Source organism: Microbacterium sp. EST19A (genome assembly GCF_019969685.1).
In the GTDB taxonomy this organism is placed as follows: Bacteria; Actinomycetota; Actinomycetes; order Actinomycetales; family Microbacteriaceae; genus Microbacterium.
In genome coordinates this window covers 1,586,663-1,599,503 of the sequence record NZ_JAHXYZ010000001.1, presented here as the reverse complement: position 1 = coordinate 1,599,503, position 12,841 = coordinate 1,586,663, and the positions used below count along the sequence as shown (strand labels likewise).

Genomic DNA, 12,841 nt, shown 5'->3' with positions numbered 1-12,841 from the left:
ATGGCGCACCAGAAGACGCCGTACCAGTGGTCCGCCCGGGGCTTCATCGCCCCGGGCGTGTTCCTGGTCGCGATCCTGCTCTACCTGCCGCTGCTGTGGACGGTGTTCCTCAGCTTCACGGAATACAACGGTCTGGGAAGCCCCGATTGGATCGGCCTCGACAACTACGTCGAGATGTTCACCGACGGCGACTTCGTCGGGTCCGCGCTGAACACCGTGCTGTGGGTCGTCGGCACGCTGATCATCCCGGTGGGCATCGGTCTCACGATCGCGCTCCTGACCTGGAACCTCCGCGGCGGCATCTGGCTGCGCCTTCCCTTCCTCATCCCCTACGCCCTGTCCGGCATCGGCGTGGGCGTGGTGTGGTCGTTCATCCTGTCGTCCGGCGGTGCGCTCGACCAGGCGCTCGCGGTGTTCGGCGTCGTCGATCCGCCGCGGTGGCTGCTGGATGCTCCGCTCAACACGATCGTCATGATCATCGCCTCGTCGTGGCAGGGCGTCGGCGTGAACGCGCTGCTGTTCACGATCGGCCTGCAGGCGATCCCGAAGGAGCCGCTCGAGGCCGCGCGCATCGACGGCGCCGGCGGCATCCGCCTCTTCACCAGCATCCTGTGGCCGATGCTGCGTCCGCTCACCGCGGTCGTCGTCGGCCTCTCGATCGTCGCGAGCCTGAAGACCTTCGACATCGTCTGGGGCATGACGAAGGGCGGCCCCGGCACCGTCTCGGAGACCCTCGCGCTGACCATGTACAAGGAGACCTTCGTGAACAGCGACTACGGTCTCGGTTCGGCGATCGCGGTGTTCCTCACCGTCATCACCCTCGTCGCCTCGGTCCTGTATCTGCGCCAGCAGCTCTCGCCGAAGAAGGAGATGTGAGCATGTCGAAAGCCATCAGGACGGCCGTCCTCGTCGTCCTCGGCCTCATCTGGCTGCTGCCCGCGTACCTCCTCGTCGTCAACGCGATGAAGGACCCGACGACGTTCACGTCGAAGGAGTCGTGGATCCCCACCGACTTCCACCTGTTCGAGAACTTCGCCGACGCCTTCACGCTGTCGGGCCTCGGCAACAGCATCCTCAGCACCCTGATCTACTCGATCGTCTCGCCGATCATCGCCGTGCTCGTGGGCGCGGCCGCCGGCTTCGCGATCGTCGCCCTGCGGCTGAAGCGCGGGTTCCTGTGGTTCGTCGTCATCTTCGGCGGCACGGTGTTCCCCCTGCAGATGGTGCTGCTGCCGCTGTTCGACGCCTACTCGCGCATCGGACTGTTCGACACCCGTGTCGGCATGGTGATCATCTACACCGTGATCTCGATCCCCTTCTCGGCGTTCGTGATGCGCAACTTCTTCACCGGGGTCGCGCACAACGTGTTCGAGGCGGCGGTGCTCGACGGCGCGACCACCTGGCGCATCTTCACGCGCCTGTACCTGCCGATGGCGTCGAGCGCGCTGGTCGCGATCTTCATCCTGCAGGCCACGTTCGTGTGGAACGACCTGCTGCTCGGCCTCACGCTCAGCCAGTCCGACGACATCCGCCCGATCATCACGACGCTGTCGGGCACGCAGAGCACCTACGGCGGCGCGCAGATGTCGGTCGTGCTCGCGGCGGCCGTGCTCGTCTCGCTGCCCACCGTGATCCTGTTCCTCTGCACCCAGCGGTTCTTCGCCAAGGGCCTCGCGCTCGGACAGTACTGACTCTCTCGCTCTGGAAGGCATCATGCATCCCCTCATCCCCACCGTCGATGACCTCGCCGCCGATGCGGTGACCCACCACTACGACGACATGATCGCGCCCACCGGCCTCACCAACATGTTCGGGACCGTGCGGGTCGACCACGACCTGACCGCGGTGAGCGCCGTGCAGTTCCCGCCGGTGTCGCAGGGGCTCACCCAGACCGCGGTGCTGTTCGTCGACGGGAGGCTGTTCGCGTCGTACGGCGTGCCCGTCACCCACGAATGGCGTGCCGACCGGGTGGTGCGTCGCGCGACCGTGGGCGACCTGGAGATCGAGAGCACCACGGTGTGCGTGCCGGGGAAGACCGCGGTGGCGATCGACATCGCCGTCCGCAACACCGGGACGTCGGATCGGGACGTGCGGCTCTCGCTGTCGGCAGCGGCGCGTGTCACACGCTCGAAGGAGTCCTGGCTCGACGCCGAGTCGCCGTCGGAGAGCGACACCGCGACCGTCGACGGCGAGCGCCTCGTGTTCTCGTCGGCGGATGCCGGGGCGTGGAGCGTGCAGGGGATGATCGGCGGCTCGGCGGTGCTGAGCGGAGTGGCATCGCTTCCCGAGGAGTTCGAGACCGGGATCGGCGGGAACGGCCGCGGCGGTGAACTGAGCGTCACGCTGGCAGTGCCGGCCGGTGGGACCGCACGGACCGCGTATGTGCAGGCCGTCGGGATCTCCTCCGACGACGCGACGCGCACCTACGACCTCGTGACCGGCGACGTGTCGGGTGCCGTCGCTGCGGCGGAGGAGTTCTGGAACCGTCAGCTGCGTGCCGCCTTCGACCCCGACGACGGCGAGTTCTCCGGGTCGCTGCCTGTCCTCGAGACGGCATCCGCGCCGTTGCGTCGCCTGTACTGGTGGGCGGTGCTCGGCGTGATCTGGTTCCGTCGCGACTTCGCCGGGAACGTGCTCGGCCGGTCCTACGACACCCTCATGCCGAACTACTGGGGCACGACCACGTTCATCTGGGACTACAGCCTCAGCTCGGTCAGCCACGCCCTGCTCGACCCGGCCGAGATGCGCAACCAGGTACGGCACTGGATCTCCCTCGACATCCACTCGCACTTCGGCACGTCGTCGCTCACCGGCGGCCCGGTCGGCCGCTGGTACTCGGTCAACGACTACGCGATGACGCGGCTCGTGCACGACTATGTGCGCTTCACCGGAGACACCGCGTTCCTCGACGAGATCGTCGGCGATCACACTGTCGCCGAATCGGTGCGGCAGTGGGCGCTGGCCTGGAAGAAGTTAAGCCGAGGCACCACCCTCGCGGACTACGGCGAGATCGACAACCTGCTCGAGTGCGTGAGCTCCTACACGCACGAGGTGGCGAGCCTGAACGCCGCGAACGTGTGGAGCATGCGCACGGTCGCATCGCTCGCCGAACTGCAGGGCGACGCGGATGCGGGCGCGGCACTGCGCGCCGAGGCCGATGCGCTGCTCCCCGCGGTCATCGAGCGCTACCTTCCCGGCCAGGGGATCTTCGCGGCGGGGCAGCCCGACGGCACGCTGCTGCCGGTGCGGCACTGCTACGACTTCAGCGTCGTCGGCACGACGATCGCCGACGACCTCGCCCCCGGCATCCGCGCCGAGATGGTCGACTTCTTCCAACGCGAACTGCAGACCGAGAACTGGATGCGGGCGCTCTCGCCGTGGGATCCCGACGCCAGCTACAGTCCGCGTCCCGACCACCAGTGGAACGGCGCCTACCCCGCCTGGCCCGCGGATGCCGGGCGGGCGCTGGCCGCCCTCGGCGCCCCGGAGGTGCTCACGAACTGGATCGAGGGCCTCTCCCGCACCGCCAATCAGGGCCCGATGGGGCAGGCGCACTTCGTCGAGGAGGCCGTGCCCGGTATCAACGGCGGCGCGCGCAAGGCCCCGCCGCAGCTGCCGTACATCATCGACTGGTCGTGCTCGTCGTCTGGTGCCTGGGTCGAGCTCGTGATCGAGGCGCTGTTCGGTGTCCACGTCGCGGCCGACGGTGAGATCCGCGCGGCCGGCTGCGTCGCGGCGATCGACCCCCACGCCCGCCTGCGCGGCCTGCGCGTCGGCGAGGGGATGTACGACATCGACGCATCCGGAAGGGTCTCCCCGACCCCCGGCCACTGAAGACGAGACGCCCGACACACGAACACGAAGGAGTGATCGACATGAGAAGAAGGACAATCACCGCAGGGCTGGGCGCCGCCGGAGTGGCTGCCGCCCTCCTCGCTGCCGCGCCGGCGACAGCATCCGTCCCCATGGGCGGCGGACACGGCGGCGGGCACGGCCCCGGACAATGCTCGCTCGTCGACAAGACGCTCACGGCGACGGCATCCGTCGATCAGGGCCTGACCGACACGTTCACCACCTACGGCAACACGGGCGGCGCGTGGACGGGCGGCGACAGCACCTACTCGCTGCCGCTCGGCACGGGGAAGACCGGTTGGTTCTTCTCGGACACGTTCCTCGGCACGGTCAACCCCGACGGATCGCGTCCGACCGACTCGCCGTTCGTGAACAACTCCGTGGTCGTGCAGGATCGCCGCGGTGGACTGACGACGATCACCGGCGGCACGCCCGAGGCTCCGGCCGGCATCATCCCGCCCGAGGCCGACGGCTCCTGGTACTGGATCGGCGACCCGACGCCCGCGAAGCACGGCGACGTGCAGGTGCCGCTGCTGCAGTTCGAGCGCACCGGCACGGGCAGCTTCGACTTCCAGTGGGTGGCGAACCGCCTCGCCACTCTCGACGGCGACACCCTCCAGCTCGAGTCCATCACCGATTCGCCCTCGGCGACCGGCATCAACTGGGGCTCGTGGACGCTCGAGGAAGGCCGCACGACCTACATCTACGGCGTCGCCGACCCGGGCGGCGTGCGCTCCGGATATGTCGCGAAGGCCGAGGGACGCGACGGGATCGCCGGTGCCTGGACGTTCTGGAACGGCTCCGGATGGTCGGCGGCGGAAGCGGATGCCGTGCCCGTCGTGCCGTACGTCGCGAACGAGTTCAGCGTCTCCGAATTCAAGGACGGCTATCTGCTGGTGACGCAGGACACCTCGGAGTTGTTCAGCACCCGCATCGTCGCGCGCACCTCGTGCTCGCCGACGGGTCCGTTCACCGACCCGGTCGAGCTGTACCGCACACCTGAGACGGGTGCCGCGGGCTCGTACGGCGATGCGGATGTCTTCACGTACAACGCCCACGAGCACCCGAATCTGCGTCAGGGCAACCGGATCGTGCTGTCGTACAACGTGAACACCTTCGACAACGTCGGCGATGTCTACGACGACGCGTCGATCTACCGTCCGCGGTTCATCGACGTGCAGCTGACGGTGGGGCGGTGACCGACGACCGCGCACGGTTGCACGGCCTGCTGGCCTCCGGCGCGCCCGTCACGTGGGTGCTGACGGGCGACTCGATCACGCACGGACTCATCCACACCCGCGGCGCCCGGAACCACGTCGACCACCTGCACGAGCTGATCCGCGGCGACCTGGGGCGCGTGCAAGACGCCGTGATCAACACGGCCGTCACGGGCTGGCGGGCCGATCTGATCCTGGGCGACTTCGAGCGTCGGGTGGGCGCCTGGCGGCCGGACGTCGTCACTCTCATGATCGGCACGAACGACTGCACGACCGAGTGGCTCGACCCTCCGATCGAGGTGGCGGCGTTCGCCGCGTCGATCGCGGACTTCGTGCGGCGCGTGCGAGCAGTCGGGGCGATCCCCGTGCTGCAGACCCCGCCGACCGTCGACCTGCTGCACGCGCCGGATCGAGCCCGGATCGGCGAGTTCGCGCAGGCGATCCGCGAGGTGGCCGAGCGGGAGGACGTGATCCTGGTCGATCAGCACGCGCGCTTCGAGGAGTTCTCGGTCGGGACCGGACCGGGGAACGAGCGGATGCCGTGGGGCCTGCTCGATGATGCCTTTCACCCGAGTGCCGCAGGTCACGCGCTGCTGGCACTCGGCCTGGCCGAGGGGCTGGGTCTCGACGCCCCCGGGTCCCGGGTGCTCACGGCTTTGGCCGCGCAGGTCGCGGTGGCGCGGCATCCGTCCTGGCCCCCGGCGTGATCACTCCATCACTCCCGTGAACCACCACCCCGCATGATCTACTCGGCGGGTGTGGCGCCGAGCTGCCGCCACATGCGCTCCAGCACATCGAGCTGGACCGGCGTGTAGACGTCGACGAGCACATCGATGACGGCCGCGGCCGATCGGCGCTGTCCGGGTGATGACATCGATTCGGGGTGCTCGAGTTCGACGTCGAGCATCGACGCCTGCTCGGCGAAGTGCGCGGCGATCCGCTCGCGGGTCGCCTCACTCGCATCGTCCGTGAGCGTGTCGAACTCGTGCGCGACCGCGTCGCGCGCCGACGCCTCCATGATCTGCTGCCAGTACTCCGCACTCTCCTCGCCGTAGAGCTGGGCGAGCACGGCGTACAGCGCACGATCCTGCGGAGAGATCTTGGCCGCGTTCGCCGCCGCTGACAGCCGCGGCGGCATGTCGGCCGGCACCAGCAGGCGTCGGAATTCGGCAAGCTCAGCCCGAGCCTTCTCGAGTCTCGCGATCGCCGCCCGGAGTTCGCCATCGGCCATGTCGAGTGCCGCTTCGTTCTCTTCCGGGGGCCCGTCGTTGATCGCGGCGATCTGTTTGAGCGCGAGGCCCAGCGCGCTGAGCCGACGGATCTGTACGAGCCGGACGAGGTGTTGGGTGCGGTAGACCTTGTACCCGTTGGCCAGCCGCTCCGGCTCGTCGAGCAGACCCTGCTCGTGATAGTGGCGCACCGCGCGCAGGCTCGTGCCACCGAGTTCCGCGAGTTCTCGCGTGCTCCAGGCCATGATCGCCGTCCCCTCCCGATGCAGCCGATTTGAGTATGCCGCGGCGGCACAGTGTCTGCTGGTCGCACACACTCTATGACGCATCGTTGCCGCTGGCGCGAGCCGGAAGGAAGACATGACCACCCCTCATTCACCGCGCAGGATTCCGTGGAACCGGGTCTGGCCCCCGGCCGCCCTGTTCGCCCTCATCCTGACGAACACGTGGAGCCTCTCGCAGACCGGACCCGTGGGCTTCGTCTTCGGCCTCGGACCCGCGGTTGTCCTCGGCATCCTCACCGGGGGCACCTTCCTGTGGCTCGACCGCTGGGAACGCGAACGACCCCCCTTGTTGTTCTCCGCCTTCGTCTGGGGCGCATCCTTCGCCGGACTCGGAGCGATCGTCCTCCAGGCGACGTTCGAGAATGTGGCGACCGCTCTCGCCGGACCGGCCTTCCAGAAGTGGGCCAGCGCGCTCATCGTGACGCCGATCACCGAAGAGGTGCTGAAGGGGCTGTTCCTGATCTGGCTGTTCCGCGTGCACCGCCACCGCATCCGCGGATTGCTGAACGGCATCGTGTTCGGAGGACTCGCCGGCGCGGGCTTCGCGTTCTCCGAGAACATCTACTACTTCGGAGAGGCCTTCGTGAAGTTCATGGCTGCTCCGACCGACCCCGAGGTGATGATCAACTTCATCGGCACCTTCGCCGTCCGCGGCTTCATGGCCCCGTTCCTGCATCCGTTCTGGGTCGCGCTCTTCGGACTCACCCTCGCACTCGCCACCCGTCGACCGCCCGGCGTCGCCCGCGTGCTCGTGGGCTCGTCTGGGCTCGTCGTCGCACTCGTCCTGCACGGTGTCTACGACTGGGCCGCCATCGTCGGAAGCACCTCCGACGGATTCGCGGTCTTCAAGTTCTTCGGTGTCGCGATCCTGCCGCTGATGATCGCGATGACCGTACTCGCGATCGTGCTGCGTCGCCGGGAAGGCCGGGCGATCGAACGCCGACTGCCGATGCTCGCCGACGAAGGACGGATCGCCCACGAAGAGGTATCGAGCCTGGACAGTCTGCGCCGACGTCGCCGATGGCGCGCCGATCTTCGTCGCTCTCGAGGCAGGGCGGCCGCGAAACTGCTCGGCCGCTACCAGGCCGAGGTCAGCGCTCTCGCGCTGATGCAGGAGCGGAACGATGATCCGAGCGACGTGGAGTCCCAGCGCAGCGAGCTCGAGATCGTCCGGCAGCGGATGCTGATCGCCGCAGAACGAGGAGTGTGACATGGCCACGTCGACACAGCCTCCCCGCCGCGGATCGATGGCCGCGATCCCCGCCGGCCTCGAGTACCAGCAGGTGCTCGCGGCGACGCGTCCGGCCTGGTGGCGCGGCGTCCTTGCCATCGTCCTGATCCTCATCGGCCTCTTCGGCATCGGGATCGTCCTGCAGACGATCGGGGCGATCGCGAACGATGCGCTCGGACTCCTGAAAGCCGGCGAGGTCGGCTTCACCCCCATCTCGCACCTGTCCGGGCTGGTAGGGGTCGCGCTCCTCATCCCGTGGAGCATGCTCGTGCAGCGCTGGGTCTTCGGAGTCTCGATGCGTTCGCTCTTCTCGGTCGTCGGCCGACTCCGCATGGATGTGCTCGGCCGCGCCCTGGTGATCCTCGCCCCGATCTACGCCGTGCTCCTCGTCTTCGTCACGCTCGACCGCGCGACGGGCACATGGTCGCGGGTCGACCTGCTGCTGATGGTCGCGATCACCATCGTGGTCGCGCCGCTGCAATCGGCCGCCGAGGAGTTCGGCTTCCGCGGCGTAGTCTTCCGCGCCGCGGCGACCTGGGGTCGAGGCCCGGTGATGCGTTTGATCATCGGAATCGTGGTGTCAGCCATCGCCTTCGCCGCGGTGCACGGCGCGGGGGATGTCTGGTTGATCCAGTACTACCTCGCGCTCGGGGTGAGCTGGGCCGTGATCACGTGGCGTACCGGCGGTCTCGAGGTCTCGATCGTCGCGCACGCCGTGAACAACACGATCGCGTTCATTTATCTCATCGTTCTGCACGATGACTTCGGTGCGAGCTTCGACCGATCGGCCGGCTCCACCGGCCCGGTCATGCTCCTGCCGACGGTCGTGACGCTGGCCGTGGGGGCCGTGGTGTGGATCGTCACTCGACGCCGTGGGCCTGCCCTGACGCCGGCAGCGGCGGTTGAAGGGCGACAGCCCTGATGATCGTCATCCGCCGTCCGTGGGAGATCATCAGGGCGAACGTCCGCACCTACGCGGCGGTGAACGTCGTGATCTACGGGTCGCTCTTCCTGGCGTTCGTCCTGGGGGCGGCCTTCCCCCGCCTTGCCGACGCGGGTCTCGGCGCGATGACGGCGTTCGCCTCGACGAGTCCGCTGGGCGGCCAGGTCGAAAGCGCTCCGGAGAGCAGCATCCCGGTGTTGGCGGGCGTCATCCTGATCTCGACGCTCGTGTTCGGTGCGCTGGGCATGGCGACCATCCCGTCGCTGCTGATCCCCTGCGCGGGTGTCATCGTGCACATCGCTTTCGCCTTCCTGCTCGGCCTGACCTACGCACCACAGGATGCCGACGGATGGGTGGTGTTCGGGGCCCATCTCCCGACCCTCCTGCTCGAGCTGCAGGGCTACATCCTCGTGCTGCTCGGGTCCGTGCTGCTCGCCCGGTACTGGCTTCACCCCCGCGCGCACGGCCTCGCGACCCGGCGGGCGGGATACATCCGCGGCCTCGTCGAGAGCGCATGGCTGTACGTGCCGGCTCTCGTCGTGCTGGTCGCGGGAGCGGTCTACGAGGCCATCGAGTTCCTGGTGATCCTGGCCTGATCGCGGCTGGGGCGTGCACGACTCCGCAAGAACATGCGCCGGAGGGTCCGAAACACCCTGATTCGGGCCGGATACGCAGTGCTTCTGCGGAGTTGTGCACGCCTTCGTCTGCTGCCCTTCGGTGCCCGGCGTGATCACTCCCGCGGGGCGGGCGCCTTCAGGAAGCTCGTGGCCCACGCCACGACGATCGCGATGACCGCGATGCCCATGCCGGTGAAGACCGCGAATCCAGGGCCGCTCCGGTCGAGCGCGAGACCCCCGGCGAACGATCCGAAGGCGATGCCGACGTTCACGGCGGATGCCGGCAGCGACGCGGCGAGCGGAGCCCCGGGACCGGCGAGGCTGACGACCCGGTGTTGGATCGACGGAGCCGTGCCCATGCCCAGCATCCCGATCCCGAGCACGGCGAGACCGGCGATCCAGGCATTCCCACCGAACGCGAGCAGGACGCTGAGCGAGAGCAGCACGCCGATCGCGCCGATGATCAGCATGCGCGAGGCGTTGGCGTCGGCGAAGCGCCCGCCGAGCGCGGAGCCGACCGTCGTCGAGACGCCGTAGACGAGCAGGTAGACGGTGACGAGCGGTCCGCTCAGGCCGGTCACCTCGTCGAGGAACGGCACCAGATAGGTGATGGCGGCGAGCATGCCCGCGAAGGTGAGGAAGCTCACGCTCAGCACCGCCAGCACTCGCGGGGCGAAGGCATGTCGCGCCTGGCCGAGGGCGCCGCTGCCGGCGTCGGTGGGCACCGACGGCAACACGAAGACGAGCAGCACCAGCACGATCGCCGCGACGATGACCACCGCGACGAATGATCCGCGCCAGCCGACGGCCTGACCGAGCAGCGTCCCCAGCGGAAGGCCGAGCGCGCTCGAGGTCGCGAAGCCGGAGATCACGACCGACATCGCACGCCCGGTGCGCTCGGGCGGCACGATCGACGTCGCCGTGACCATGGCCGCGGCGATGAACAGTCCCTGCGCGGCGCCGATGACGACGCGGGCCACGAGGAACACGGGGTAGTCGGCGACGAGCGCGGGCAGCAGGTTCGCGACCAGGAAGACGGATGCCGTGGCCAGCAGCACGTGCCGACGGTCCAAGCGCGTGGTCGCGAAGGTGAGCAGCGGCCCGCCGATCGCGAGGCCGAGCGCGTTCGCCGTCACGAGCGCGCCGGCCGCTGCGATCGACACGGACAGGTCGTCGGCGATGAGGTCGATCATCCCGACGACGAGCATCTCGGCGCAGCCCATCACGAAGGCTCCGGCGAACAGCACCGCCAGCACGGCGGTGGGGCGGACGCGGGTGCGGGTCATGGTGGTCATGGTCTCTCCTCCGTTATGTGCAACTCCAGAGTTGCACAAGGCAGAGGGTTATGCAACCCACAGATTGCACTAGCATACTCCGATGGCAGTCGTGGCGGGTGATCCGGCCACGGACTCACCACAACTGCCACGGGAGCGCCGCGCTCAGGCGGCCTGCACGTCGACGACCCAGGTCACGCCGAAGCGGTCGGTCAGCATGCCGAAGCCGGCGGACCAGGCCGAGGCCGCGAGCGGCTCGACGATCTCGGCACCCTCCGCGAGGCCGGTCCAGTATCCGGTGAGCTCGTCCAGCGACTCCGCCTGCAGCGACTGGAAGAACGTGCGATCCGTGATCGTCGTGCCGTTCTCGCGTCGGGTCGTGCCGGCGGTGGCGGCGGCATCTGACTCGTCCGTTCCGGGGATGTCGTACGCCATCAGACGGATGCCGGCGGGACTCGCGATCTGCCCGAAGACGACCTTGTCGGCGCCCGGGACGCCGGCGGGCATGCCGAAGTCGCCGTAGGTGGCGAGCGTGACCTCGCCGCCGAAGACGGACTGGTAGAAGGCGAGCGCCTGCCGAGCGGTGCCGCGGAAGTTGAGGTGCGTGGTCGTGGTGGTCATGCTGTTCTCCCTGATTCCTGACGGCTGGAAGCGCCGCCGGAATCAACGATCACAGGGGTAGAGGTCAGATTCGGTCCTCTACTTCCATCCGCGGAGGAACGCGATCACTTTCTCGTCGGGCATCTCGCAGGCGCGCAGGTGGTCGGCGGCCGTGGTGCGGTACACATTCGCGCTGACGAGGTCGGTGCCGCCCAACTCTTCGGCAGTGATCGTGATGACTCGCCCGCCGATGCGCGTGGTGCGAGACAGCCCGTACGGTCGTCCGTCATAGGTCACGCGCGTCCACCCTTCGGGCACGCGCTCGACCAGGGTCGACAGGCTCTCCGTCGGGGTTGTCCGGTCCATGATGTCCTCGGCGTTGACTAGGCTCGACCCCGGATCGGGTCCGGGAGGCTCACATGACAGCATCGTGCATCTCGCCTCGAATGGACCCGCCTGCCGGAGGGCGAGCATGACCGTGCCGTTCGAACTCTCCGATTCTCCGCGCGACGTCGAAGCGCTCCGCGACCGGGTGCGGCAGACGCGCTGGGCGCCCGATTGGCCGGTGGAAGACTGGCAGGCGGGCACGAGTGCGTCGGAGTTGCAACGCCTGGCCGCCTACTGGGCCGACGGTTTCGATTGGGAGGCGAGCGGGCGCAGCATCCGTGCTCTGCCCTGGGCGAGCGCCACGATCGACGGAACGCCCCTCAGCTATCTCCGCTTCGACGCCGAGCAGCCGGGCGGTCTGCCGATCGTTCTCACGAACGGCTGGCCCAGCTCCGCGCTCGAACTCGTCGACCTCGCCCGGCGCCTCGTCGCGACACCGCCCGACGGAGGCATCCCGGTGGTCGCGACCGTCATCGTCCCCGCACTTCCCGGATTCCCGTTCTCGCCGCAGCGGCCCACCGTGCAGGAGCACACGCACGAGCTGTGGCACCGCCTGATGACGGACGAGCTGGGATTCGCGCGCTACGCCGCGCACGGAGGCGACCTCGGCGCCGGCATCACCTCACGGCTCGCGGAAGCGCATCCCGAAGCGGTCGTCGGCGTGCACCTCCTCGCCGTCGCCGCACCGCAGGAGTTCGACGAGAAGACCGTCACCGCCGAGGAGCGGGCCTACCTCGACGACGTCGCATCCTGGACGGCGACGGAGGGGGCGTATCAGCACCAGCAGCAGACCCGGCCACTCACCCTCTCGCCCGCCCTCTCCGACTCTCCGGTCGGACTCCTGTCGTGGATCCTCGAGAAGCATCGCGCGTGGAGCGACTGCGGAGGTGACGTGTCGCGGAGGTTCTCCGACGGCTACCTCCTCACCCTCGCCTCGCTGTACTGGTTCACGAACTCGATATCCACGTCCTTCCGCCCGTACTGGGAGTACGCGACGGGACTGACCCCGCGGGTGAGCCGCGTCGAGGTGCCGACAGCGGTTGCGGTCTTCCCCGCCGACCTGACCCACCCCCCGCGGAGTTGGGCGGAACGCACGTACAACGTGGTGCGCTACTCGGTCATGCCGCGCGGCGGGCATTTCGCTGCGCACGAGGAGACGGAGCTGCTCGCCGCCGACATCGAGGCCTTCCTCCGCTCGCTCGCATAG

General features: G+C 68.6%; 13 protein-coding genes. 9 read left to right on the top strand and 4 right to left on the bottom strand.

Going from position 1 to position 12,841, the window contains the following annotated elements; translation table 11 throughout:
- Genes LC452_RS07875 through LC452_RS07855 form a run of 5 tightly spaced genes read left to right on the top strand, consistent with a single transcriptional unit; the run spans position 1 to position 5,776 of the window.
- Positions 1 to 876, top strand: coding sequence for a carbohydrate ABC transporter permease (locus LC452_RS07875; RefSeq protein ID WP_223623913.1), 876 nt, complete (start codon positions 1 to 3; stop codon positions 874 to 876).
- A gap of 2 nt (positions 877 to 878) precedes the next feature.
- Positions 879 to 1,691 carry a carbohydrate ABC transporter permease gene (locus LC452_RS07870; RefSeq protein WP_223623912.1) on the top strand — a complete coding sequence of 271 codons (813 nt, stop codon included), beginning with the start codon at positions 879 to 881 and terminating at the stop codon, positions 1,689 to 1,691.
- A gap of 22 nt (positions 1,692 to 1,713) precedes the next feature.
- A complete protein-coding gene (locus LC452_RS07865) occupies positions 1,714 to 3,834 on the top strand; it encodes a hypothetical protein (protein ID WP_223623910.1) in 2,121 nt (706 codons plus the stop codon).
- 41 nt (positions 3,835 to 3,875) lie between these two features.
- Positions 3,876 to 5,051 (top strand): DUF4185 domain-containing protein, encoded by a 1,176-nt coding sequence (locus LC452_RS07860; protein ID WP_223623908.1) that lies wholly within the window; start codon positions 3,876 to 3,878, stop codon positions 5,049 to 5,051.
- Complete coding sequence (locus LC452_RS07855) at positions 5,048 to 5,776, top strand: SGNH/GDSL hydrolase family protein (RefSeq protein ID WP_223623906.1); 729 nt, start codon at positions 5,048 to 5,050, stop codon at positions 5,774 to 5,776. The genes LC452_RS07860 and LC452_RS07855 overlap by 4 nt, the downstream gene beginning before the upstream one ends.
- A gap of 38 nt (positions 5,777 to 5,814) precedes the next feature.
- On the opposite strand, the gene LC452_RS07850 is transcribed toward LC452_RS07855, so the two are convergent.
- A complete protein-coding gene (locus LC452_RS07850) occupies positions 5,815 to 6,543 on the bottom strand; it encodes a MerR family transcriptional regulator (protein ID WP_223623904.1) in 729 nt (242 codons plus the stop codon).
- A gap of 115 nt (positions 6,544 to 6,658) precedes the next feature.
- Between LC452_RS07850 and LC452_RS07845 the strand changes: the two genes are divergently transcribed.
- From LC452_RS07845 to LC452_RS07835, 3 genes are read left to right on the top strand one after another with little or no spacing between them, the layout of a single operon-like run.
- The gene (locus tag LC452_RS07845; RefSeq protein ID WP_223623902.1) at positions 6,659 to 7,792 is read left to right on the top strand and encodes a PrsW family intramembrane metalloprotease; all 1,134 of its coding nucleotides are present in this window, start codon (positions 6,659 to 6,661) and stop codon (positions 7,790 to 7,792) included.
- 1 nt (position 7,793) lies between these two features.
- Positions 7,794 to 8,735 (top strand): CPBP family intramembrane glutamic endopeptidase, encoded by a 942-nt coding sequence (locus LC452_RS07840; RefSeq protein WP_223623900.1) that lies wholly within the window; start codon positions 7,794 to 7,796, stop codon positions 8,733 to 8,735.
- Positions 8,735 to 9,352 (top strand): hypothetical protein, encoded by a 618-nt coding sequence (locus LC452_RS07835; RefSeq protein ID WP_223623899.1) that lies wholly within the window; start codon positions 8,735 to 8,737, stop codon positions 9,350 to 9,352. The genes LC452_RS07840 and LC452_RS07835 overlap by 1 nt, the downstream gene beginning before the upstream one ends.
- A 134-nt stretch (positions 9,353 to 9,486) precedes the next feature.
- Here LC452_RS07835 and LC452_RS07830 read toward each other — a convergent pair whose 3' ends face one another.
- The 3 genes from LC452_RS07830 to LC452_RS07820 all read right to left on the bottom strand — a co-directional run bounded on the left by LC452_RS07830 (position 9,487) and on the right by LC452_RS07820 (position 11,613).
- On the bottom strand, positions 9,487 to 10,668 hold the full coding sequence (locus LC452_RS07830) for an MFS transporter (RefSeq protein ID WP_223623897.1): 1,182 nt from the start codon (positions 10,666 to 10,668) through the stop codon (positions 9,487 to 9,489).
- Between the two features lie 144 nt (positions 10,669 to 10,812).
- Positions 10,813 to 11,268: a VOC family protein gene (locus LC452_RS07825; protein WP_223623895.1), complete on the bottom strand. Its 456-nt coding sequence runs from the start codon at positions 11,266 to 11,268 to the stop codon at positions 10,813 to 10,815.
- 78 nt (positions 11,269 to 11,346) lie between these two features.
- Positions 11,347 to 11,613, bottom strand: a complete 267-nt coding sequence (locus LC452_RS07820; protein ID WP_223623893.1) for a peptide methionine sulfoxide reductase — start codon at positions 11,611 to 11,613, stop codon at positions 11,347 to 11,349.
- A gap of 106 nt (positions 11,614 to 11,719) precedes the next feature.
- Here LC452_RS07820 and LC452_RS07815 point away from each other — a divergent pair, with 106 nt between their 5' ends.
- Entirely contained in the window at positions 11,720 to 12,841 is a 1,122-nt protein-coding gene (locus LC452_RS07815; protein ID WP_223623891.1) for an epoxide hydrolase family protein, read from the top strand.